Origin of the sequence: Vibrio sp. YT-17 (assembly GCF_033337375.1) — a bacterium.
In the GTDB taxonomy this organism is placed as follows: Bacteria; Pseudomonadota; Gammaproteobacteria; order Enterobacterales; family Vibrionaceae; genus Vibrio; species Vibrio alginolyticus.
Genome location: NZ_JAWOQP010000028.1, coordinates 21,825 through 45,529 on the forward strand (window position 1 = coordinate 21,825; position 23,705 = coordinate 45,529).

Consider the following 23,705-nt stretch of genomic DNA (forward strand, 5'->3'; position numbering starts at 1 on the left):
TGTAAAAATCCTTTGATAGCTCTAATCGTTTGGTGTTATGGTTTTGATAGGTATTAGCTATTGTTAAAGAAGCGAAGCGTGAATTATGAATATTCGAGATTTTGAGTACTTAGTTGCACTTGCGGAACATAAGCACTTTCGCAAAGCGGCAGAGGCATGTTTTGTTAGCCAGCCAACATTGAGTGGGCAAATTCGTAAACTAGAGGATGAACTCGGGACCACGCTTTTAGAGCGAAGCAGCCGACGTGTTTTGTTTACCGATTCAGGGTTACAGCTGGTGGAGCAGGCTAAACGCATCTTAAGTGAAGTGAAAACCTTCAGAGATATGGCAAGTGGTCAAAGCGGAGCCATGACTGGACCGATGCATATTGGTTTCATCCCGACGGTTGGGCCTTATCTACTACCCAAAATTCTGCCGCAGATAAAAGAAGCATTTCCTGAGTTGGAACTATTTCTGCACGAAGCTCAAACACATCAATTAGTGCGTCAATTGGAAGAAGGCAAACTAGATTGCTTAGTTTTAGCTTCGGTTGATGAAACTGCGCCATTTAAAGAGATCGAAGTGTATCAAGAGCCATTAAGTGTCGCAGTGCCATGTGACCACGAGTGGGCCTCTCTCGACCATGTTGATATGTTGGAGCTGAATGGTAAAACCGTTTTAGCGTTGGGAGACGGCCACTGTCTGCGAGATCAAGCGTTAGGTTTTTGTTTTGCCGCTGGTGCAAAAGACGATGAGCGTTTTAAAGCCACCAGCTTGGAGACGTTACGCAACATGGTTGCTGCCGGTGCGGGGATTACGTTATTGCCTCAGCTTTCTATCCCTAATGAGAAGCAAAAAGATGGCGTATGCTACGTACCAGCTGTTAACCCAACCCCCTCGCGTAATATCGTGCTCGTATACCGTCCGGGCTCACCATTACGAGCTAGGTTTGAAGCTTTAGCAGCGAAGATTAAAGAGGTGTTGGCTTCTTATCCATCATTGAATGCTGCAGCATAAAAAGCAGAAATAAAAAGGGAGAGCTTGATGCTCTCCCTTGTGCTTTTGTGATTTAGAACAGTTCTTCTGCGCCAGAACCTGAAGAATAAATACTATCTTCTAAACGGTCGCCAGCGTATTCGGTAGGCTCCGTGCCTTTTTCAAAGTATTCGAACATTGATGTGCTATCTACCTTGTGCGTTAGCATACCGCTGTTGCGATCAATACGAACTCGAATAATATCCTCTGGAATATTTTTACCTTGCTCCGGCGTCCCTTCTAGCGCAACACGCATGAAGTCAATCCAAGCAGGCTCTGCGGTTTTCGCACCCGACTCGGCACCAGAAATTTGGCCTTGCCCTAGGTTGCTGTTAACAGTGGTGCGGCCAAGTGCACGTGAATGATCATCAAAGCCAACCCAAGCTATCGCAACGACACCAGGTCCATAGCCATTGTACCAAGCATCCTTGGAATCATTCGTTGTACCCGTTTTACCCCCGATATCACGACGACCAAGTTTTTGCGCGCGCCAGCCTGTACCATTCCAACCTGTGCCTTCACGCCAGTTACCGCCACCCCAAATGTTGCTGTACATCATCTCACGCATTAAGAATGCATTCTGTTCAGAGATAACTTGCGGTGCATATTGAGGTTCATCATTTTCAAGGGCATTGTCTGTTGCTAGGCCATCAATTGCGACGTCTTGTTCGCCAAATTCATCAGCGTAGCGATTTTCTGGCTGCTCGCTCATTTGCGGACAATCCTTATGACAAACACTCTTTGGATTGGCTTTAAACAGTACTTCACCGAATGCATCTTCCACGCGTTCTACATAGAATGGTTCAACGTAATAACCACCGTTCGCAAACACAGAGTAACCTTGTGCCACTTTCATTGGTGTTAAGCTGCCAGCTCCGAGTGCGATGGTCTCTGAGCGTGGTACTTGGTTAATATCAAAACCGAAACGAGTAAGGTACTGACGTGTCTCCTCGAGGCCAACTTCACGGAGTGTACGCACTGCCATGACGTTTTTTGATTGAGCTAAGCCGAGGCGAAGACGCGTTGGACCACCATAAGTCGGTGGTGAGTTTTTTGGTCGCCAAGCTGAACCAGAACCTGCATCCCACTTGTTAATCGGCGCATCGTTAATCAAAGTGGCTAGAGTCAGCCCTTTGTCAATTGCTGCCGAGTAGATGAAAGGCTTGATACTTGAACCAACCTGACGCACTGACATGGTTGCACGGTTAAACTTGCTGTGAACAAAGTTGAAACCACCAACCAGCGACAATATCGCGCCATTTTCTGGGTTCATCGCAACAAACGCGGTGTTTGCTGTCGGCACTTGGCTCAGTTTCCAGCTCAGTGTTGTGTTGTCATCTTCATCGGTTTCACTTACTTCGCGAACCCAAACTTGTTGACCTGTCGCTAGCACATCATGCGCTGACTTTGGTGTTGAGCCTTGGCGGTTATCGGTAATGTACTTACGCGCCCAGTGCATTCCAGTCCAAGGGATGGTTTGCTCTTCATGGTTCTTAACCCATACTTGCGCCGTCTTATCATCGACTTTCGTCACAACCGCAGGGTAAAGGTCACCATAAGTTGGCTGTTTCTTCAGGTGCTTTTCTATTTGCTCATTGCCCCAGGCTGCTTCCCCTTCTTTCCAAAGCACACTTTCTGCACCACGGTAGCCATGACGTTCATCGTATGACAAGAGGTTATTTACCGCAGACGTATTTGCAGCATCTTGCAGTTTAGAATCCACAGTCATGTAGATATTCAAGCCAGAGGTGTAAGCTTCTTCTTCACCGTACTCTTTTACTGCCCATGCACGAGCCAACTCTGCTACGTAAGGCGCTGAAAGCTCAATTTCAGCGCTATGATAACGCGCCACAATAGGTTCATTGCGTGCTTCGTCATACTGCTCTTGTGTAATGTATTTCTCATCAAGCATTCGCATTAATACAACGTTACGGCGTTTTGTTGCGCGCTCAAGAGAGTAAATTGGGTTCATGGTTGATGGCGCTTTTGGCATACCAGCGAGTGTTGCAATCTCACTTAACGTCAATTCATCAAGGCTCTTGCCAAAATACACTTGAGCGGCAGCACCAAAGCCATATGAGCGGTAACCAAGGAAGATTTTATTGACATAAAGCTCCATGATTTCTTGCTTACTTAAAAGCTGCTCAATATGGATAGCAATAAAAATCTCTTTAATCTTACGCATGATCTTCTTCTCATTAGATAAGAAGAAGTTACGAGCTAGCTGTTGCGTAATCGTACTTGCACCCTGTTTAGCCGAGCCTGAAACCGCAACAACAACAGCTGCACGAGTGATGCCGATAGGGTCGATACCGGGATGCTCGTAGAAACGACTATCTTCGGTTGCGATGAGCGCGTGAATTAAGTCTTGAGGAATTTCGTCATAAGTAACAGGAATACGACGCTTTTCACCGAACTGTGCGATCAGCTTCCCGTCTTGACTAAACACCTTCATAGGTGTTTGTAATTCAACGTCTTTTAGAGTTGCAACATCTGGCAATTCAGGCTTCACGTACTGATAGAAGCCAAATATTGTGGTGACTCCAAGAATTATGCAAATCAATGTTAAAAATAATAAACGCTTTATGAACTTCACCGGAGAATCCCTGATTGGTTGAGGCTGTGTAACGGCAAACCCTTGTACTCTTAGGTCAAAAATTTAGCACATAAGAGATATTAACTCTTATTTGGATGCTAATAACAACCTTTGCACGAAGAAATTTCGGAGCGAGAGTAAGAGATGGATAAGCTAATCGTTACCGGCATCGATATAGGCCATAACAGCCTCAAAGCCGTAGTACTTAAACCCACAGGCAACAATTACGCTCTGTTGGGTTACAAAGAAATATTACTAAAGGAAGGTATTGTCGCTGAATATAACACCATAAATCATCAAGAAATTGTAAAGACCCTCAAGCAGATAAAAAAAGAACTGCCTTTTGGCGCTAAAAAAGTTGCGATTTCAGTTCCTGATAACTCGGTAATTAGCAAGAAACTGCAAATAGAACAAAATCTTGAAGAGAGTGAAGTTGAGTTTGCAGTGATACAAGCCTTTTCTCATCAATCGCCATTCCCTGTCGAAGAGCTGAGTTTAGACTTCGTTCGTCTTCGCGCTGAGGGCGGGCAGAGTGGCAGTGATAGCTATCAAGTGTTTGCGACAAGAAAAGATGTGGTAGAAGGCCGAGTCGATGCATTACAAAAGTCCGGACTAAAACCTGTTTTAGTGGACGTGCATTCGCAAAGCCTTGGTCATATCTGGAAGCTCACCGCCGATCGCTTTCCTGACAAAAACAAATACTGCTTACTCGATATTGGCACCTTATCGAGCTCCTTCACCATGTTTACCGAACAAGGTGAACTGTTTCACAAAGAGTTTGCTTACGGCACACGCGGAGCAAACAGCGCTTCTCCAGTCGATTTTCTGTCCGATGATGCTCAGGAGAAAACAGAGCTGTTTAACCGTCAAATCATAGAGCGAGTAAAGCGCCAGATGCAGCTCTATACCTCAATCAATGGCTCACAAAACATCAAGGGTATCTGGTTATCAGGGGAGGGGGCCTCCACTCCCATGCTCGCAGAAGAGTTGTCTCAACAATTGTCGTTAGAGTGTGAATTGCTAAATCCGCTAGGGCTATTCGAGATGAAGGTGTCTAAGCGTAAGCGTCGTGCTGTGGATTGGCAGCATTTCTCAACAGCAGCCGGACTGGCCGTTCGTGGCATTCATTGGCTAGGAGGCGCCCGTGCTTTATCGCATTAATTTACTTCCTTGGCGAGAGAATCAAAGAGAAGAGCACCGACGTCGTTTCATCAGTTTGGTCGCATTAGGCATGTTGGTCGCTGTTGGCATCCAGTGGGGTATTGGAAAGTTTTTTGAGTACCAACAAGATCAACAACAGGATCGGCTCGATTACCTCACTCACTACATTGCCGAACTCGACCAGCGTATTGAAGCAATGAAAATTGCAGAGCAAGAGCACAGCAAAATCCTCGAACGCCTAAAGGTCGTTGAAGGTTTACAAAACGGACGAAACAAAACGACCGAGTTCATGAACTTAATGCCTGCCGTTATCCCTGAAGGTGTATATGTCGACAAGATCAAAATGAATGATCTGGAAATTGAGATCTCTGGGATCTCTGATAGCACTCCAAAACTTGCCACGATGCTGGACAACATGGAGCGCTCGGCCAAGTTGAACGACGTAGAAATGCATTCCATCGTTCACGGCAAAGCCCGTTTTGGGAAAGAGTTTCAAACATTCAAAGTGTCTTTCATGTTCAAAGTAACGGAGAAGAAATTGGAGGCTCAACGTGGTTGATTGGCAGGATCTCGAAATCGATGAAATGGCCGAGTGGCCATTGTTGCCCCAGATTATAGTAATCGCGCTTCTGATCATGGTGATTCAAGGCTTAGGTTATTGGTTTTACCTTAAACCGAAAGAAGAACAGTTGAATCACTTGATCCAGCAGGAGCAGACACTCAAGGTGGCATTGAAGATCAAAGCGAACAAAGTGGCAGCGTTGCCTCAGCTTCAATCTCAATTGGATGAACTTACCACCCGTTACGAGTTATTGCTGCAGCAACTGCCTGCGCAAAAAGAGCTGGCTACAATGCTCGCTTCAGTGAATGAACTTGGCATCGACAATAAGCTGACTTTCACCCGAATCGACTGGGGCGAAAAACAATCAGAGCACTTCCTTTATCGTCTCCCTTTAAACATTGAGTTAACGGGTGACTTTCATGACATCGGCCATTTTTCTCAGGCGATAGCGACGCTACCTCGAATCATCACGTTTAAAGATGTGACTTGGCAACGTGTCAGCCAAGAGAGCGAAACTCTGCACTTTCGGGTGCGCGCTAACACCTATCAGTTTAAGCCGGAGGAGACGAAAAATGACAAGTAAGTCTTTGTTGCTGGTACTGATGGGTTCTCTATTGATGGGCTGCCAGGCGAATGATGAATCATTGACGGATTTTATTCGAGGAGTGGAAACACAGGCGCGTCGAGAGGTCGAGAAGCTTAAGCCCGCAGACAAGTATGTTGCAGTCACGTACGCACCGGAAGTACAGCGTGCACCCTTTGAATTGCCCAAAGAAGCCACCATCGCGACTCAGCCAGTTGCAAGAAAAGATTGTTGGCAACCGCCCTCAAGAAGGCGAACTGGAAAATTAGAAAAATTCCCATTAAGCCAATTACGTTTGAAAGGGGTCATGGGCATGGATAACACGGTTTCTGGCCTCGTTCAGGCTCCCAATGGCACCGTCTATAAAGTTAAGCCGGGTCAATACCTTGGACGCAATAATGGCAAAGTGACCCATGTCAGCCACTCCTATTTGTTGATTAATGAAACGTTGCCCGACGGCTTAGGATGTTGGCAAAAACGTAAAGTTAAGTTGGCTTTGAGATAGCCCCATTTATTTTTGATATTGAGTAATGAAAATGAGACAAGGATTAACACGTACACCAAGGATACTTACTGGGCTCTTCTCCTTATGGTTGTTTGTATTTTTAGCCCCTTTAGCGGCAGCTGAAGAAGTTTCGTCCAATGCCCTAAAAAGTATCGACTTTCGAACTAATAAAGATAAAGACGCCGTGATTGTCGTCGAATTGGCGTCACCGGCTGCGATTGTAGATATCAAGCGTGTACAGGAAGGGTTAAGTATCGATTTGCTTAACACTTCAGTAAAAGACGAGCAATTGTATCTCCTAGACGTGAAAGATTTTTCGACTGTGGTTGAGAGCGTAGAAGTGTTTCGCGACACCTCGACGACGCGCTTGGTTGCGAACATCAATGAAGAATACATGCATGATTACCGTTTAACGGGGCGTTTTTTGGAAATCAAAGTAGCGAAGATCAAACCCAATGAGAAAGCCCCAGATAAAAGCATTTTAGAAAGAGAAGGTAAGCTTATTTCGATTAACTTCCAAGATATTCCTGTGCGAAATGTTTTGCAGCTTATTGCTGATTACAACCAATTTAATTTGGTTGTCTCCGACTCTGTCGAAGGCAACCTCACGCTTCGTCTTGATGGTGTCCCTTGGCAGCAAGTGCTGGATATTATTTTGCAAATTAAGGGGTTAGATAAGCGTGTCGATGGCAACGTGATTTTAGTTGCTCCGACTGATGAGCTGGACTTGCGTGAGAAGCAGCAGTTAGAAAAACAAAAACTGACGGAAGAAATGGGAGAGCTTTCATCTGAAATCATCAAAGTTAATTTTGCTAAAGCATCAGACATTGCGGAGATGATCAATGGTGAAGGAAATATCAGCATGCTGTCAGAGCGCGGCAGTATGACCATTGATGAGCGAACTAACTCGTTATTGATTAGAGAGTTACCTGAAAACATCGAGGTGATTCGAGAAATTATTGAGTCTTTGGATATTCCAGTTAAACAGGTTCAAATTGAGGCGCGTATTGTGACCATAAATGAAGGTAACATGGACGAGCTAGGTATTCGTTGGGGTTTTACGTCTATTAATGGCAGTAATACAGTGGGCGGTTCTATTGAGAACAACCTTGCCACGATCGGTCTCTATAATGGAGAAGGGGGTGATGACGGTGGTGACGGAGTAGGGATCGATGACTTCCTAAATGTAAACTTAGCTGCAACCAGCCCGAATGCGACCAGTCTTGCTTTCCAAGTAGCGAAGTTAGGATCAGACACACTACTTGATTTGGAACTTTCTGCGCTGCAACAAGAGTCTAAAGCTGAGATTATCTCGAGCCCACGTTTGATCACTACCAATAAGAAGCCTGCCTATATCGAACAAGGTACAGAGATTCCTTATCTTGAGTCATCATCAAGTGGTGCAACGACGGTGACGTTCAAAAAGGCGGTATTAAGTTTGAAGGTGACCCCGCAAATCACACCGGATAACCGCTTAGTGTTGGATTTAAGTGTCACGCAAGATAGACCAGGACAAGTCGTGAAGACAGGCACTGGTGAAGCTGTTGCGATTGATACTCAACGTATCGGGACGCAAGTGTTAGTGAATAACGGTGAAACGGTCGTTCTTGGTGGTATTTTTCAGCACAGCATTACTAACTCGGTGGACAAAGTGCCTTTGTTGGGCGACCTGCCGCTATTAGGTGCGCTTTTTCGTCGAAGTTATGAAAATGTTGGTAAAAGTGAGCTGTTAATTTTCGTCACGCCTAAGGTGGTGATTCAGTAGTTCTGTCTCGGGAAAAACTGATTAAATCAAAAATAAAGTTGCAATAGTGGCACCATGCTTGGATAATTTCGGGTCTTATCACGAATTATCTGTGAGGAACTGGTGCCACAAGCCTTGTAGAACAGCAGTTTAGCTGTGTTTTCTTGTGGCGATCTTATTGAATCAATGTTGTAAATTACTGCTAAACATGGCTGAGAAACGTAATATTTTCCTTGTTGGCCCAATGGGCGCCGGCAAAAGTACAATTGGTAGACATCTAGCACAGCAACTGCATATGGAGTTTGTTGACTCCGATACAGTGATCGAAGAGCGCACTGGTGCAGACATCTCTTGGGTTTTTGATGTAGAAGGTGAAGAAGGCTTCCGCAAGCGTGAAGAAGCGGTACTTGAAGACCTAACACAAGAGCAAGGCATCGTGCTTGCGACTGGCGGTGGCTCTGTTAAGAGCAAAGAAAACCGCAATCGTCTTTCGGCACGTGGTGTTGTTGTTTACTTAGAAACGACGATTGAAAAGCAACTTGCGCGTACAAACCGCGACAAGAAGCGTCCTTTACTTCAAACGGATAACCCTCGCGAAGTACTGGAGCAATTAGCTGAAGAACGTAATCCTTTATATGAAGAAGTAGCGGATTACACTGTTCGCACTGACGATCAAAGTGCAAAAGTGGTAGCCAACCAGATCGTAAAAATGCTAGAAGAGAGATAAGTCTTTATCTTTTTTTTAATTGGAGCAAACCGATGGAACGGATTACGGTCAACCTAGCTGAGCGTAGCTACCCAATCTCTATTGGCGCCGGGTTATTTGAGGACCCGGCGTACCTCTCTCAAGTTCTCTCAAACAAAAATGCAAAACAAAAAGTTGTTGTGATCAGTAATGTCACAGTGGCGCCTTTGTATGCAGACAAAATTTTAAAGCAACTCGAGCAGCTCGGCTGTAGTGCATCCTTGTTAGAATTGCCTGACGGTGAACAGTACAAAAACTTGGATGTATTTAATCAAGTAATGAACTTCTTACTGGAAGGGAGTTATGCTCGTGATGTTGTGATCATCGCGTTAGGTGGTGGTGTTATTGGCGACCTTGTGGGTTTTGCGTCTGCCTGTTACCAGCGTGGGGTCGACTTTATTCAAATACCGACCACATTACTATCCCAAGTGGACTCTTCGGTTGGTGGAAAAACCGCGGTTAACCATCCGTTGGGTAAGAACATGATAGGTGCGTTTTACCAACCTAAAGCCGTGATCATTGATACGAACTGCCTGTCGACGTTGCCTGAACGTGAGTTCGCTGCGGGTATCGCCGAAGTCATTAAGTACGGCATTATTTACGATGCAGATTTTTTTGTATGGTTAGAAGACAATCTTGAACGCTTGTATGCGTTGGATGAAGAAGCACTAACTTATGCGATCGCACGTTGCTGTGAAATAAAAGCGGAAGTGGTGGCTCAGGATGAGAAAGAATCGGGCATCCGTGCTTTGCTTAACTTAGGTCACACCTTTGGTCATGCGATTGAAGCGGAACTTGGCTATGGCAATTGGCTGCATGGTGAAGCGGTATCTTCCGGCACTGTTATGGCGGCCAAAACGTCGCATCTACGCGGTCTGATCTCGGAAGAGCAATTTGAGCGTATTGTTGCGATTTTGCGTCGTGCAAAACTGCCTGTGCATACTCCAGACAGTATGAATTTCGATGACTTCATCAAGCACATGATGCGAGATAAGAAAGTCCTCTCTGGTCAATTACGATTGGTTTTGCCTACAGGCATTGGCACTGCCGAGGTAATTGCTGATACGACGCAAGACGTACTCAAGCAGGCAATAGACTTCGGTCGCGATATTTAACCTTGTAATGGCGCCTTTGGGCGTCATTCTTGTAGTGTATTAAGGTTATTAGATGAGTGTTGCTCACGTACTGGAATTAGATTCTCAAATCGAGTTGCTTGATAGATTAGGTCTACTGACTAACTTTGGTTCCAATCTCATTGCGATTAATGGTCATGATGGGTACGGGAAATCTTGGTTAGCGCAGCGATACCTTGAAGTGGGTGCCAGTAACAAGAATCAATGTTTGTTACTTTGTCATTCTAATCAAGACGATGTGCAGCATCGCGTCCTTATTTTGAGTCAACTGGTTTCAGACGCATTGTTTAATCAGCAAGAGCCTTTACTTGATAGCCTTGAAAGGCTTTTAGGTGATGAGGCGTGTGACATTGCAATTGTTGTAGATGATGCGCATTTATTGAGTGAGACACTTATCTCTGAGCTTTGGATGCTGGTCTTAGAGGCGCACCATAAGCCAAATTGGACCATCAATGTCTTACTGTTTACACAGTCTGGACGTTTAGACGGTTTGCTAGCACGTCTCAGTTATGGACAAGAGATAAAGCCTGTTGAGCTTGATATTGATATGTTGTCCGAAGTGGAAGCTCGTCGTTTCTTTGAGTCACTTGTTGCGCGCTACGTCGATGATGAGTCTGAGAAACGGGTTCGAGATGCATTTAAAAAAGTCGACCCAGTACCGGGTGACATCATGGCGTTAGGAGAGATGAAAGTGGAAAAAAGGATCATTATCCGCTCGATTGTCGGTTCACCCCTGAATATTGCGTTGGTGGTATTAGTCTTACTGTTGCTTGCTGCTGGTGGCTATTGGTGGATGCTTAGTCAACCAAGTCCTGATGATAAAGCGCAGCAAATTGCTGGCAGTTTAGAGCAAACGGCTATTCCAACTTTTGAAGAGTCAGGAGTCAGTGCAGCGCAGTCTTCACTGCAACCTGTAACCGATGGCTCTAGCAGTCTTGATAAGTCTGGTGCGGTTGATGATTCTGATTCATTACCGCCAGCTGTGACAGAAGAAGTAGCGAGCGTAGGCAGTGATGACAATCAACAAAGAGTGGTGATTGAGTCGAATGTGGTCGATGCATTGCTTGAAGGTAAAGCTGATTCAGCAGACACAAAAGCGATTGATGATGTCGTAGGTACTGAGAAGACAGAAACCGCCGATGAAACTAGCTCCCCTTTGATTAAAGTCGTAAAACCGAATCAAGATATGACGCAAGCACCTGCTCAGTCAGAAGAGGGTGAGGCAAACCAACCTGTTGTGAAGTTTTCATTTGCTCGTGAAGAACTAAAAGCGCTATCGCCAAGAGCTTATACTTTACAACTCGCAGCTATGACCTCAATGGAAGATGTACAATCCTTTCTCAATGAGCATCAACTGAATAATCAAGTGCGAATTTATCCTACCGTTCGTAATGACACCGAGTGGTATATCATCACATATCAAGATTATCCGACAATTCAAATGGCTCGTGATGCCGTCGCAAGCTTGCCAGATTCGGTTAAGTCGGTGAGTCCTTGGGCAAAATCACTCCGTCAGGTTCACCGTGAAATTGAACGAGTGAAATAAACCTGAGCTTCCCTGAAAAATATGTTACATTCCGCAGCCTTAATTTTTGGTCGATAGATAGAGCAGTAGATGAAAAAGCAACGAGCCTTTCTTAAATGGGCAGGAGGAAAATACGGACTGGTTGAAGACATCCAACGTCATTTGCCGCCGGCTCGAAAGCTAGTTGAACCTTTTGTTGGTGCGGGCTCAGTGTTTCTGAATACCGATTATGACCATTATCTACTTGCAGATATCAATCCAGATTTGATCAATCTGTACAACCTGCTGAAAGAACGCCCTGAAGAGTATATCTCTGAAGCGAAGCGTTGGTTTGTCGCTGAGAACAACCGCAAAGAAGCCTACCTACACATTCGCGCTGAGTTTAATAAAACCGATGACGTGATGTACCGCTCTTTAGCGTTTTTGTACATGAACCGCTTTGGTTTTAATGGCCTATGCCGTTACAACAAAAAAGGTGGCTTCAATGTACCGTTTGGCTCTTACAAAAAGCCGTATTTCCCTGAGGCGGAATTGGAGTTTTTTGCAGAAAAAGCCAAAAAAGCTACGTTCGTTTGTGAAGGTTATCCTGAAACATTTCGTCGTGCGCGCAAAGGGAGCGTCGTGTATTGCGATCCACCTTATGCGCCGCTTTCAAATACGGCAAATTTCACCTCATACGCAGGTAATGGTTTCACGTTGGACGACCAAGCTGCATTAGCCGACATTGCTGAAAGAACAGCGACTGAACGTGGCATTCCTGTGTTGATTTCTAACCACGACACTACCTTGACACGTCGGTTGTATCACGGTGCGGATCTTAATGTGGTAAAAGTAAAGCGTACCATTAGCCGTAATGGTAACGGTCGTAATAAAGTTGATGAGCTACTTGCGCTTTTTCATGCCCCAGACATGGATAAATCAAACTCTTAATTCTCACACTATTATATCTAAATAGTGGATCTCCCCACTGGCTTCGGTAGAATTGCGCGCAGATTGTTTGCTCATTACTACTGAGGTCAGGTATGAAAGATTTTCTTATTGTTCCATCCATTTTATCGGCAGATTTTGCTCGTCTCGGTGAAGATGTAGAAAAAGTACTCGCAGCGGGTGCGGATGTGGTGCATTTCGACGTTATGGATAACCACTATGTACCAAACCTGACTTTTGGTGCGCCTGTGTGTAAAGCACTACGCGATTATGGCATCACGGCGCCAATCGATGTTCACCTAATGGTGAAACCCGTTGACCGTATTATTCCTGATTTCGCAAAAGCGGGTGCGTCGATGATTACGTTCCATGTAGAAGCTTCTGATCATGTAGACCGTACACTGCAGTTAATTAAAGAGCACGGCTGTCAGGCTGGTGTGGTACTAAACCCAGCAACGCCACTTGCAAGTCTTGAGTTTATTATGGATAAAGTCGACATGATTCTACTGATGTCGGTAAACCCTGGTTTTGGTGGTCAATCATTCATTCCTCATACACTAGATAAACTGCGTGCCGTTCGTAAGATGATTGACGAGTCTGGTCGTGATATCCGCTTAGAAATCGATGGCGGTGTAAAGGTTGACAACATTCGTGAAATTGCAGAAGCGGGCGCAGACATGTTTGTCGCAGGCTCGGCGATTTTCGGTGAGCCAGATTACAAACAAGTGATCGATCAAATGCGCGCTGAACTGGCTGAAGTTAAATAAGCACCGATAAGCCAGCGCAATAACACACTGATTTTAAAGGCTGCCATGTTGTTGGCAGCCTTTGTGTTTTCTAGTATTAGAAGAAATTAAATATCCGCTGCGATGAGCAAATAATCACTTGCCTATTTTACGCCCTTTCTGTACTATTCGTGCTCCTTAAACTCAGTCAATTATCTTTAGTTCCTTGCTTCCTCTGGACGACTGAGCCATTTGTGGAAGCTGAATAATCCGTAAGGAGCAACCAATGCGTCATTACGAAATCGTATTCATGGTGCACCCAGATCAAAGCGAGCAAGTTGCTGGCATGATCGAGCGTTACACTGGTTCAATCACTGAAGCTGGCGGTAAAATCCACCGTCTAGAAGACTGGGGCCGTCGTCAACTGGCTTACCCAATCAACAAGCTTCACAAAGCTCACTACGTTCTTATGAACGTTGAAGCTGACCAAGCTGTAATTGATGAGCTAGAAACTGCTTTCCGTTTCAACGATGCAGTTCTACGTAACATGATCATGCGTACTAAAGCAGCGATCACTGAGCAATCTATCATGCTTAAGCAAAAAGAAGAGCGTGCTCCACGTCGTGAAGAGCGTTCTGAAGCTAAGCCTGAAGCTAAGTCAGAAGCTGCTGAGTAAGTTTTCTTATGGCCAATCGAATGGAGCTGAGCGGCACCATTGCCAAACCGCCCATTCGTAGTAAAAGCCCTGGTGGCATTGAACACTGTCGGTTTTGGCTGGAGCATCGCTCTACTATTATCGAAGCTGACTTACCTCGACAAGTTTATTGTCGTATGCCGGTAGTCGTCAGCGGGCTTGGGTCACAAGCACTAACTCAGAATTTAGTTCAAGGCAGTAACATTAAGGTAAGTGGTTTTGTCACTTATCAAACCGGCCGAAATGGCGTGGGAAAATTAGTGTTACACGCCGACAACATTACTCAAATTTAAGATCAGGAGATAGCCCATGGCTCGTTTCTTCCGTCGTCGTAAATTCTGCCGTTTCACTGCAGAAGGCGTACAAGAGATTGATTACAAAGACGTAGCAACTCTTAAAAACTACATCACTGAAGCTGGTAAAATCGTACCTAGCCGTATCACTGGTACAAGCGCTAAGTACCAGCGTCAACTAGCACGTGCTATCAAGCGTTCACGCTACCTAGCTCTACTACCGTACACTGACAAGCATCAGTAATCGGTTCATTTTATTAAGAAAGAGGATTAAGCAATGCAAGTTATTCTACTTGATAAAATTGGTAACCTAGGTGGTCTTGGCGATACTGCAAACGTTAAATCTGGCTACGCTCGTAACTTCCTTATCCCACAAGGTAAAGCAGTTATGGCAACTAAAGCTAACGTTGAAATGTTTGAAGCTCGTCGTGCTGAACTAGAAGCTAAAGTTGCTGAGCAACTAGCTGCTGCAGAAGCTCGCGCAGAGAAAGTTAACGCTCTAGAAGCTGTAGTTATCGCTTCTAAAGCTGGTGACGAAGGCAAACTATTCGGTTCTATCGGTACTCGTGACATCGCTGACGCTATCACAGCTGCAGGCGTTGAAGTTGCTAAGAGCGAAGTTCGCCTTCCTGAAGGTGCTCTACGTACAACTGGTGAGTTCGAGATCAGCGTTCAACTTCACTCTGAAGTTTTCGCAACTGTGAACCTACAAGTTGTTGCTGCTGAGTAATTCAGTATCAAGACGAAATACTAAAAAGCACCTCCTTGGAGGTGCTTTTTTTATTTCTAAAACTGAGAGAAAAAGGGTTAAAAAGCGAAAAGTAAATTAACGGAAAATACGCTGTCTGCTTTGCTTAAGCCTTCAGGCACTTTATCGTGATACTGACGAGAGTGCGCCAGTTTCAGTGCAATATCTTCAGTAATATCATTGGTTACACTGAGTTCACTATCAGTACGTGTGTTACTTCTACCTGTTACCAACGTAATATCAGCTGCGAAACTTAAATTATCCAACGCATGCCAAGTTGTGTTGATATTTCCTCGAAAAATGCCTTCTCTAACGATATCGGGAAAGACAATATCGTCATCATCTATTTCGTCTAAGTTTGGCTCTTGATAGCGAAAACCAGGGCCTACCTCTACCTCTAAAATGAAGTTCTCAGTGTAGGAGAACTGGTAACCCAAACCACCTGACAACGTATAGTCTTTAAAATAAGCACTGTAGCGAGAATCCACCCCTTTAAAGCTGCCATACAAATATGTCTTAGGGCCTAACTTGTAGTCACTCTGTAGGGAGTAGGTGGATGAGCGTTTGTCTTCTTCACCGTCTTTGTACAAGTTGTAGTACTTCCATTCACCATTAGAACGGTGTCGACCTGACGTATATTCAGCACTCAAACGAGCATTCAGGGAACGAGAGTCCGTGTTACCTGTGTGAGCTTGATAGCCGAACTCCACCTCGGTTTTTAGTGGGTCGGGTACATCAATATTTTGCTCTGGCTGTACTGATTCGTCAGCATACGATGCACTAGCGCACAGTAGGCTAAAGCTAAGTAACCAGTATCGGGACACATCAACCTCGAACGTAATCAAAAAGGAGGGGCATGATACTGATACAGATATTTGGTTGGGTCAATGGTAGGTTAATTTTTATTAGAGCTAGGCGGAAGAACCAGGCTATTACCTGGGTGGTTCACATGATGATTTCTTAACAAGTAATTGTCGCTTCGGGGAAGCATCTCAGTTAGGTTAAGGTTATAATCGTGGGTCAATAGTAGTTATCGAGCAAAGTCATGGCGGAAAACAGAAATCGCAAACCTTCAGACAGTCAGGTCGACGCAATCAAAGTGCCACCTCACTCACTAGAAGCCGAGCAATCAGTAATTGGTGGTCTTTTACTGGATAATGAACGTTGGGACACCGTTGCCGAACGTGTTGTGAGCAGTGATTTCTATAGTCGTCCACACCGCCTGATTTTTGAAGGTGTAAAAACCATTCTTGAAGCGGGTAAACCTCTCGATCTTATTACTTTATCGGAGTATCTAGAGCGTCACGAGTTGTTAGAAGATGTAGGCGGTTTTGCTTACCTCGCTGACTTGGCGAAGAATACGCCAAGTGCAGCTAACATCAATGCGTATGCTGATATTGTCGCTGAGCGTGCGATTGTTCGTGGCCTTATTGGTGTCGCGAATGAAATTGCGGACGCGGGCTATGACCCTCAAGGTCGCAGTTCTGAAGATTTAATAGACATGGCGGAGAGTAAAGTTTTTGCTATCGCCGAGTCTCGAACTAGTGAAAACGAAGGACCACAAAACGTCGACAACATCCTCGAAAAGACGTTAGAACGTATCGAGTTGTTGTATAAAACGCCACAAGATGGTGTTACGGGGGTCGATACCGGTTTCACAGATCTCAATAAGAAAACCGCAGGTTTGCAAGGCTCTGATTTGGTGATTGTCGCAGCGCGTCCATCGATGGGTAAAACGACCTTTGCGATGAACTTGTGTGAAAATGCGGCCATGCAACAAGAAAAGCCCGTACTTATTTTCTCGTTAGAGATGCCAGCTGAACAGTTGATGATGCGTATGTTGGCCTCTTTGTCTCGTGTAGACCAAACCAAGATCCGTACGGGTCAGCTAGATGACGAAGATTGGGCGCGTATTTCTTCTACTATGGGTATCCTGATGCAGAAGAAAAATATGTACATTGATGATAGCTCTGGTCTAACTCCGACCGAAGTGCGTTCGCGCGCTCGCCGTATCGCTCGTGAACATGGCGGTCTATCGATGATCATGGTCGACTACCTTCAGTTGATGCGCGTGCCTTCGTTAACCGATAACCGTACTCTTGAGATTGCTGAGATCTCTCGCTCTCTTAAGGCGCTGGCAAAAGAGCTAAATGTGCCTGTTGTGGCACTGTCGCAGCTAAACCGTTCCCTAGAGCAACGTGCGGATAAACGACCAGTAAACTCGGACTTGCGTGAATCCGGTTCCATCGAGCAGGATGCCGACTTGATCATGTTCATCTACCGTGATGAGGTTTATCACCCAGATAGTCCGTACAAAGGTACGGCCGAAATCATTATTGGTAAACAGCGTAACGGTCCTATCGGCTCTGTTCGCCTCACTTTCCAAGGTCAACATTCGCGTTTCGACAACTACGCGGGTCCTGCATTCGATATTGATGATGAGTAATTCCATGAGCTATATGAAAGCGGCCAAGGCGTGCATTGATTTGTCTGCGTTGCAGCACAACTTACAGCGCGTAAAAGCTCAAGCGCCACAAAGTAAAGTGATGGCTGTCGTCAAGGCCAATGGTTATGGTCACGGATTACGTCATGTCGCAAAACATGCTAACCATGCGGATGCGTTTGGCGTGGCTCGCATTGAAGAAGCATTGCAACTGCGCGCTTGTGGAGTAGTAAAGCCGATTCTATTGCTAGAAGGTTTTTACTCTCCTGGTGATTTACCTGTTCTTGTGACGAACAACATCCAAACCGTGGTGCACTGTGAAGAGCAGCTTATCGCCTTGGAGCAAGCAGACCTTGAAACTCCGGTTGTCGTGTGGCTGAAGATTGACAGTGGCATGCACCGCCTTGGGGTTCGTCCTGAACAATATGACGACTTTGTAACGCGGCTGAAGGAGTGTCCAAATGTAGCGAAACCGTTGCGTTACATGAGCCACTTTGGCTGTGCAGATGAGCTGGATAGCGATATTACCCCACAACAGATTGAGCTGTTTAAATCGTTGACTTCTGGTTGCCAAGGGGAACGTTCACTGGCGGCATCTGCGGGGTTATTGGCATGGCCTCAAAGCCATTTAGATTGGGTTCGTCCGGGTATTATCATGTATGGTGTGTCGCCATTCGATGACAAAACGGCGCAAGATCTTGGGTATCAGCCTGTCATGACACTTAAATCCCACCTTATTGCGGTACGTGAAGTGAAGAAGGGCGAAAGTGTTGGCTATGGTGGTATTTGGACCAGTGAGCGAGATACAAAAGTTGGGGTCATCGCTGTAGGGTATGGCGACGGTTACCCAAGAAGTGCTCCAAACGGTACGCCGGTGTGGGTTAATGGCCGTAAAGTACCTATTGCAGGTCGAGTTTCCATGGATATGCTGACGGTCGATTTGGGACCAGACGCAACGGATAAAGTCAGCGACGAAGCGATTCTTTGGGGGAAAGAGCTCCCAGTAGAAGAAGTGGCGGGTCACATTGGTACGATTGCGTATGAACTCGTGACTAAGCTAACGCCTCGCGTCGAGATGGAATACTCCAAATAAACAACGAAAGGCTAACCCAAGGTTAGCCTTTGTTTTATCTACTCACCGTTAATCGTAGCAATAACGCGGCGGCCGCCACCAAAGTCTCGATGCTCACCCAAGTAAATACCTTGCCATGTTCCTAAAGCTAATCGACCATTTTGGATTGGTACCGTCACACTACTGCCAAGCAGTGATGCTTTAATATGTGCCGGCATGTCGTCGTCACCTTCATAGGTGTGCTGATAATAAGGAGCACGCTCTGGCACAAACTTATTGAAGTGCGCTTCCATGTCCATACGCACGGTTGGATCAGCATTCTCATTTAAGGTCAAACTGGCGGAGGTGTGCTGAATAAATAAGTGTAATAAACCTACTGAAAGTTCGTTTATTTGTGGTAATTGTTGTTCAATTTCATCAGTTATCAGGTGAAAACCGCGGCTTCTCGCTTTTAATTGCAGTGTTTTTTGTGCCCACATACGTGTTCCTTTGGAAATTTATAAATTGGCGTCTATCCTATTCCAATTAGAGCCTGTCATTAGTAAATGATATGATTCTTGTCATCGTAAATGAATGTTCAATTTCAGGGCAGGGAACGTGACCTAACTCAATGTGAGTGTAAAAGCTCTCGGTCATAATTGGCGCCTGAAAAAAAATTACAAAGACTTGTTTTGTGGCAATTTGCCCAAACATCTAATTTATATTCTATTTGCTAAATCGGGGATTCCACAGTTTTCGCTAGACTGTAAGGAATGGAACCTACTGTAACATCGGGATAAAGACCATGTTGAAAAATATCAATCCAACGCAAACACAAGCTTGGAAAGCGCTAACGGCGCATTTCGAATCTGCACAAGATATGGATCTTAAAGAGCTGTTTGCTCAAGACGCAGCGCGTTTCGACAAATACTCTGCACGTTTCGGCTCAGACATCCTAGTCGATTACTCAAAGAACCTCATCAATGAGGAAACTCTGAAGCACCTGTTTGCTCTTGCGAAAGAGACCGAGCTGAAATCTGCAATTGAAGCGATGTTCAGTGGTGAAGCGATCAACCAAACAGAAGGTCGCGCTGTTCTTCACACTGCACTACGTAACCGCGCTAATACTCCAGTTATGGTAGATGGCGAAGACGTAATGCCAGCAGTGAACGCGGTTCTAGAAAAAATGAAATCATTCACTGAGCGCGTTATCGGCGGTGAATGGAAAGGTTACACAGGCAAAGCAATTACCGATATTGTGAACATCGGTATCGGCGGTTCTGACCTTGGCCCTTACATGGTGACGGAAGCTCTAGCGCCATACGAAAATCATCTAAACCTTCACTTCGTATCTAACGTTGATGGTACACACATCGTTGAAACGTTGAAGAAAGTTAACCCAGAAACGACGTTATTCTTGATCGCGTCTAAGACGTTTACAACACAAGAAACCATGACTAACGCGCACACTGCTCGTGATTGGTTCCTAGAATCGGCGGGTGATCAGGCTCATGTGGCTAAGCACTTTGCTGCGCTTTCAACAAACGCGACAGCCGTGTCTGAATTTGGTATCGATACAGCGAACATGTTTGAATTCTGGGACTGGGTTGGTGGCCGTTACTCACTATGGTCTGCGATCGGTCTATCAATTGCACTAGCAGTAGGTTTCGACAACTTCGTTGAGCTGCTTGATGGCGCTCACGAGATGGACAAGCACTTTGTATCAACAGATCTAGAAAGCAACATCCCTGTGATCCTTGCGCTTATCGGTATTTGGTACAACAACTTCCACGGTGCGGAATCAGAAGCTATTCTGCCTTACGATCAGTACATGCACCGTTTCGCGGCGTACTTCCAGCAAGGTAACATGGAATCAAACGGTAAATACGTTGACCGTGACGGCAATGCTGTAACTTACCAAACTGGCCCAATCATTTGGGGTGAACCAGGTACCAACGGTCAGCACGCGTTCTACCAGCTAATTCACCAAGGTACTAAGCTTATCCCATGTGACTTCATTGCACCTGCAATTAGCCACAACCCAGCTAGCGATCATCACCAAAAACTGATGTCTAACTTCTTCGCGCAAACTGAAGCTCTAGCGTTTGGTAAAAATGAAGAAACCGTGAAAGAAGAGTTGGTGAAAGTAGGTAAGAATGCTGAAGAAGTGGCAGCGATTGCGCCATTCAAAGTGTTTGAAGGTAACCGTCCAACAAACTCTATTCTAGTGAAGCAAATCACGCCTCGTACGCTAGGTAACTTGATCGCAATGTACGAACACAAAATTTTCGTACAAGGTGTTATCTGGAATATCTTCAGTTTTGACCAGTGGGGCGTGGAGCTAGGTAAACAACTGGCTAACCAAATCCTACCTGAGCTTGCAGACGAGTCTCAAATCAGCTCGCATGACAGCTCAACAAATGGTCTAATCAACGCATTTAAAGCGTTCAAAGCTTAATGTTTGAATAGATAAAGAAAAGGTCAGCAAATGCTGACCTTTTTATTGCCTGAGGCAAAAACAAAATAGGTTGGCCAGTGCCAACCTATTTTTCTCTTTTATTCGAAGCAAATTTCGATAAAGGCATTTCCCCATTGGGAAGAGAAAGGCATGATAATAATTGAGCCTTCACACTTGTGGCGAATCGTATGACCTCGGCCCGAAACCACAACCGGTGTTGCCATATCAAAGTCAAAACCACTTTCTGCCAGAATGCGTTTCGCACCACCAGTAACCATGTTGGTGATCTCACCCACCATATCGGTCACTTCTTCATTGAGCCCATTTGGACGTTCACCAAGCATGTTCTGCATGATTTCTAGGGCGAGTGCTTCATCAAAGGTGATCGACATTGAACCACGAGTTTGTGGGCCTACCATACCAATCAGACCAGAAACGTCACCTCGTGCGATCTCATCTTTTTTGATTCGCGGTTTTTGTGGCTTCAGCTCAAGAGAAGCCATAGTTTTTAGCACGTTCATTAAAGAAGCTAAAAACGGGTTTACAAATTCAGCGCGCATAACGTTCTTCTATACTTTTTCTTTCGTCTCGGAGGAACAGGCCTGGCATTCACCATGAGTTTCAATAACTTGGTTGGTCAGTTTGAATCCATGCTTCTCGGCGTTTTCGGCTAACAAGGATATCAGCGTCTCATCTTCGAGTTCAACGACATCACCACATTTATCGCAAATTAGTAATTGGAAAAAGTGCTGCTGAGTATTGAAAGAACAACAAGTAATAAAGCTATTTGTCGATTCCACTCGGTGGATGAAGCCTTGCTCTAGGAGAAAATCTAATGCTCGATAAACAGTGGGCGGCTTAGCCTGAGGCTCACTCTCTTTTAGTTGCTCCAATAGCTCATACGCACTTGAGGCGCGGCGATTAGAACAAATGAGTTCAAATACGCGTCGGCGTTGCGGAGTCAGTCGTACTCCACGCTCTGCGCAGATACTTTCAATTTGTTCAATGATTGTTGGGTTCAAACCTTTCACCATAACTATCGGACGTGCTCTATGATAAATCATTTCTATACGAAGTTCGTTTAGAAATGCTTCATTTTACCCACTATCAGAACGAAAATCATGAATTAAAGCAAGTCGGTGGTGGTGTGAAGGCGGAATAATCATCACAGAATGAATCAACGAATGACAGATTCGTATTACTTCTGCGTATTCCTAAGCACTTGGCTAGTCAGCCAACCAAATCATTCTCGCTGAAACTAGCACCCAGAGGTGCTTGGGTATACAATACCCGACTTATTTTTTGAGCGTACTGCTGCGCTCGACCTTGGCAACATAAAAACGGGTGTTTATATCATGACTCATTCTTGCAGGCTCTCCGTAGCACCAATGTTAGATTGGACTGATCGTCATTGTCGCTACTTCCATCGCTTAATGACCAAAGAAACCCTGCTGTACACTGAAATGGTGACGACAGGTGCGATCATTCATGGAAAAGGAGATTTCCTGGCTTATAACGAAGAAGAGCATCCGTTAGCCCTTCAACTTGGTGGTTCAAACCCAGCAGATTTGGCTACGTGTGCCAAGCTAGCGCAAGAGCGTGGCTACGATGAGATTAACCTAAATGTGGGGTGTCCATCTGACCGCGTACAAAATGGTCGCTTCGGTGCTTGCCTAATGGCTGAACCGCAGTTAGTTGCGGATTGTGTCGCAGCAATGAAAGACGTGGTCGATATCCCTGTAACAGTAAAGACTCGCATTGGTATTGATGATCAAGACTCCTACGAGTTCCTAACGGATTTCGTTTCTATTGTTTCAGAAAAGGGTGGCTGTGAGCAGTTCACTATCCACGCACGTAAAGCATGGTTAAGTGGTCTAAGCCCAAAAGAAAACCGCGAGATCCCACCATTGGATTACCCACGCGCTTACCAATTGAAGCAAGACTTCTCACACCTAACGATTGCGATTAACGGTGGCGTGAAATCATTAGAAGAAGCAAAAGCACATCTTCAGCATCTTGACGGTGTGATGATTGGTCGTGAAGCATACCAAAGCCCATATTTACTGGCATCGGTAGACCAAGAGTTGTTTGGCTCTAATGCTCCAGTGAAGAAACGCAGCGAAATTGTTGAAGAGATGTACCCATACATTGAAGCGCAATTAGCGAAAGGTGCGTACCTTGGTCATATTACCCGCCACATGTTAGGTTTGTTCCAAAGCATGCCCGGTGCTCGTCAATGGCGTCGTCATATCAGTGAAAATGCGCACAAACCAGGTTCTGGTCTAGAAGTATTGCAAGACGCGCTAGCTAAGATTCCAAAAGAATTGAATGTGTAAAATTCGCCAGTGAATGGCTAAAATTACCAACTAAAGAATGATAAAGCCAGAGTGCAGAAATGCCTCTGGCTTTGTTTTTTATTAAAAATCATAATCTTAACTTCGTTTCTGTAAGTTGGTATGGAAACTGCTCTGTTTATTGAAAACAAATGGAGAAGTGATTATGTTGGAGCTAATCTTTATTTTAGTCTTTGCGGCGACCTTGTTGGTTACGGGTATCACAATGATGACCGTATTCGCAGCAACTGGTATTGCGTTAGTTGTGATGTTTTTACTGGGAATGGTTGGAGCGGTACTTAAACTATTACCATGGTTAATCGTGATTGCATTGGGTATTTGGTTCTTCAAGAATTACGTCGCTCAGCCCCGCTATAAATAATGAGTAACATCATTTAGTTGATGGAGAGGCGTGAGAATATGGTATATTTCCTCTCACGTCCTCTACGTGAATATCAGCTATC

At 45.1% G+C, this 23,705-nt stretch carries 25 protein-coding genes; 20 read left to right on the forward strand and 5 right to left on the reverse strand.

The window, feature by feature from the left end; all coding sequences use genetic code 11:
- Positions 1-85 precede the first annotated feature (85 nt).
- Positions 86-997 carry a DNA-binding transcriptional regulator OxyR gene (gene oxyR / locus R7F67_RS20800; protein WP_005381326.1) on the forward strand — a complete coding sequence of 304 codons (912 nt, stop codon included), beginning with the start codon at positions 86-88 and terminating at the stop codon, positions 995-997.
- 52 nt (positions 998-1,049) lie between these two features.
- Here oxyR and R7F67_RS20805 read toward each other — a convergent pair whose 3' ends face one another.
- A complete protein-coding gene (locus tag R7F67_RS20805) occupies positions 1,050-3,611 on the reverse strand; it encodes a penicillin-binding protein 1A (RefSeq protein ID WP_025768081.1) in 2,562 nt (853 codons plus the stop codon).
- A 144-nt stretch (positions 3,612-3,755) separates the two neighbouring features.
- On the opposite strand from R7F67_RS20805, the gene pilM reads away from it, so the two are divergent.
- From pilM to rplI, 14 genes are all read left to right on the forward strand, one after another.
- Positions 3,756-4,772 carry a type IV pilus assembly protein PilM gene (pilM, locus tag R7F67_RS20810; RefSeq protein WP_318057327.1) on the forward strand — a complete coding sequence of 339 codons (1,017 nt, stop codon included), beginning with the start codon at positions 3,756-3,758 and terminating at the stop codon, positions 4,770-4,772.
- Positions 4,756-5,331 (forward strand): PilN domain-containing protein, encoded by a 576-nt coding sequence (locus tag R7F67_RS20815; RefSeq protein WP_054577259.1) that lies wholly within the window; start codon positions 4,756-4,758, stop codon positions 5,329-5,331. The genes pilM and R7F67_RS20815 overlap by 17 nt, the downstream gene beginning before the upstream one ends.
- Complete coding sequence (locus R7F67_RS20820; protein ID WP_054577258.1) at positions 5,324-5,917, forward strand: type 4a pilus biogenesis protein PilO; 594 nt, start codon at positions 5,324-5,326, stop codon at positions 5,915-5,917. Before R7F67_RS20815 ends, R7F67_RS20820 begins: the two co-directional genes overlap by 8 nt.
- Positions 5,907-6,422 (forward strand): pilus assembly protein PilP, encoded by a 516-nt coding sequence (locus R7F67_RS20825; RefSeq protein WP_005382766.1) that lies wholly within the window; start codon positions 5,907-5,909, stop codon positions 6,420-6,422. Before R7F67_RS20820 ends, R7F67_RS20825 begins: the two co-directional genes overlap by 11 nt.
- Before the next feature lie 25 nt (positions 6,423-6,447).
- Entirely contained in the window at positions 6,448-8,187 is a 1,740-nt protein-coding gene (locus R7F67_RS20830) for a type IV pilus secretin PilQ family protein (protein ID WP_318057328.1), read from the forward strand.
- Between the two features lie 187 nt (positions 8,188-8,374).
- The gene (aroK, locus tag R7F67_RS20835) at positions 8,375-8,893 is read left to right on the forward strand and encodes a shikimate kinase AroK (protein ID WP_005381319.1); all 519 of its coding nucleotides are present in this window, start codon (positions 8,375-8,377) and stop codon (positions 8,891-8,893) included.
- A 32-nt stretch (positions 8,894-8,925) separates the two neighbouring features.
- Positions 8,926-10,026, forward strand: coding sequence for a 3-dehydroquinate synthase (gene aroB / locus R7F67_RS20840; RefSeq protein WP_005381318.1), 1,101 nt, complete (start codon positions 8,926-8,928; stop codon positions 10,024-10,026).
- 52 nt (positions 10,027-10,078) lie between these two features.
- The gene (locus tag R7F67_RS20845) at positions 10,079-11,590 is read left to right on the forward strand and encodes an SPOR domain-containing protein (RefSeq protein ID WP_033907307.1); all 1,512 of its coding nucleotides are present in this window, start codon (positions 10,079-10,081) and stop codon (positions 11,588-11,590) included.
- Positions 11,591-11,659: 69 nt separating this feature from the next.
- Positions 11,660-12,499, forward strand: coding sequence for a Dam family site-specific DNA-(adenine-N6)-methyltransferase (locus R7F67_RS20850; RefSeq protein WP_005381301.1), 840 nt, complete (start codon positions 11,660-11,662; stop codon positions 12,497-12,499).
- A gap of 92 nt (positions 12,500-12,591) precedes the next feature.
- Positions 12,592-13,263 carry a ribulose-phosphate 3-epimerase gene (gene rpe, locus R7F67_RS20855; RefSeq protein WP_258476021.1) on the forward strand — a complete coding sequence of 224 codons (672 nt, stop codon included), beginning with the start codon at positions 12,592-12,594 and terminating at the stop codon, positions 13,261-13,263.
- A 244-nt stretch (positions 13,264-13,507) separates the two neighbouring features.
- The gene (gene rpsF, locus R7F67_RS20860; protein WP_005381299.1) at positions 13,508-13,897 is read left to right on the forward strand and encodes a 30S ribosomal protein S6; all 390 of its coding nucleotides are present in this window, start codon (positions 13,508-13,510) and stop codon (positions 13,895-13,897) included.
- Positions 13,898-13,905: 8 nt separating this feature from the next.
- Positions 13,906-14,208 (forward strand): primosomal replication protein N, encoded by a 303-nt coding sequence (gene priB / locus R7F67_RS20865; RefSeq protein ID WP_005381298.1) that lies wholly within the window; start codon positions 13,906-13,908, stop codon positions 14,206-14,208.
- A gap of 16 nt (positions 14,209-14,224) precedes the next feature.
- The gene (gene rpsR / locus R7F67_RS20870) at positions 14,225-14,452 is read left to right on the forward strand and encodes a 30S ribosomal protein S18 (protein ID WP_000090472.1); all 228 of its coding nucleotides are present in this window, start codon (positions 14,225-14,227) and stop codon (positions 14,450-14,452) included.
- 33 nt (positions 14,453-14,485) lie between these two features.
- Positions 14,486-14,938: a 50S ribosomal protein L9 gene (gene rplI, locus R7F67_RS20875; RefSeq protein WP_005381278.1), complete on the forward strand. Its 453-nt coding sequence runs from the start codon at positions 14,486-14,488 to the stop codon at positions 14,936-14,938.
- Between the two features lie 77 nt (positions 14,939-15,015).
- On the opposite strand, the gene R7F67_RS20880 is transcribed toward rplI, so the two are convergent.
- Positions 15,016-15,780, reverse strand: a complete 765-nt coding sequence (locus R7F67_RS20880; RefSeq protein ID WP_005381276.1) for a DUF481 domain-containing protein — start codon at positions 15,778-15,780, stop codon at positions 15,016-15,018.
- Between the two features lie 221 nt (positions 15,781-16,001).
- On the opposite strand from R7F67_RS20880, the gene R7F67_RS20885 reads away from it, so the two are divergent.
- Positions 16,002-17,402: a replicative DNA helicase gene (locus tag R7F67_RS20885; protein ID WP_005382759.1), complete on the forward strand. Its 1,401-nt coding sequence runs from the start codon at positions 16,002-16,004 to the stop codon at positions 17,400-17,402.
- A 13-nt stretch (positions 17,403-17,415) separates the two neighbouring features.
- Positions 17,416-18,492 (forward strand): alanine racemase, encoded by a 1,077-nt coding sequence (alr, locus tag R7F67_RS20890; RefSeq protein WP_005381272.1) that lies wholly within the window; start codon positions 17,416-17,418, stop codon positions 18,490-18,492.
- Positions 18,493-18,530: 38 nt separating this feature from the next.
- Here the strand turns inward: alr and R7F67_RS20895 are convergent, their stop codons facing one another.
- Positions 18,531-18,950: a secondary thiamine-phosphate synthase enzyme YjbQ gene (locus tag R7F67_RS20895; RefSeq protein ID WP_005381271.1), complete on the reverse strand. Its 420-nt coding sequence runs from the start codon at positions 18,948-18,950 to the stop codon at positions 18,531-18,533.
- A 305-nt stretch (positions 18,951-19,255) separates the two neighbouring features.
- Here R7F67_RS20895 and pgi point away from each other — a divergent pair, with 305 nt between their 5' ends.
- Positions 19,256-20,908: a glucose-6-phosphate isomerase gene (gene pgi / locus R7F67_RS20900; protein WP_258476023.1), complete on the forward strand. Its 1,653-nt coding sequence runs from the start codon at positions 19,256-19,258 to the stop codon at positions 20,906-20,908.
- A 98-nt stretch (positions 20,909-21,006) separates the two neighbouring features.
- Here pgi and R7F67_RS20905 read toward each other — a convergent pair whose 3' ends face one another.
- Together R7F67_RS20905 and zur are read right to left on the reverse strand one after the other, a co-directional pair.
- Positions 21,007-21,468, reverse strand: coding sequence for a chemotaxis protein CheX (locus R7F67_RS20905; protein ID WP_005381269.1), 462 nt, complete (start codon positions 21,466-21,468; stop codon positions 21,007-21,009).
- Between the two features lie 9 nt (positions 21,469-21,477).
- A complete protein-coding gene (gene zur / locus R7F67_RS20910) occupies positions 21,478-21,942 on the reverse strand; it encodes a zinc uptake transcriptional repressor Zur (RefSeq protein WP_005381268.1) in 465 nt (154 codons plus the stop codon).
- Between the two features lie 321 nt (positions 21,943-22,263).
- Between zur and dusA the strand changes: the two genes are divergently transcribed.
- Together dusA and pspG are read left to right on the forward strand one after the other, a co-directional pair.
- The gene (gene dusA, locus R7F67_RS20915) at positions 22,264-23,244 is read left to right on the forward strand and encodes a tRNA dihydrouridine(20/20a) synthase DusA (RefSeq protein ID WP_017821727.1); all 981 of its coding nucleotides are present in this window, start codon (positions 22,264-22,266) and stop codon (positions 23,242-23,244) included.
- Between the two features lie 163 nt (positions 23,245-23,407).
- Positions 23,408-23,623 carry an envelope stress response protein PspG gene (gene pspG, locus R7F67_RS20920; RefSeq protein WP_005381266.1) on the forward strand — a complete coding sequence of 72 codons (216 nt, stop codon included), beginning with the start codon at positions 23,408-23,410 and terminating at the stop codon, positions 23,621-23,623.
- Positions 23,624-23,705: the final 82 nt, after the last annotated feature.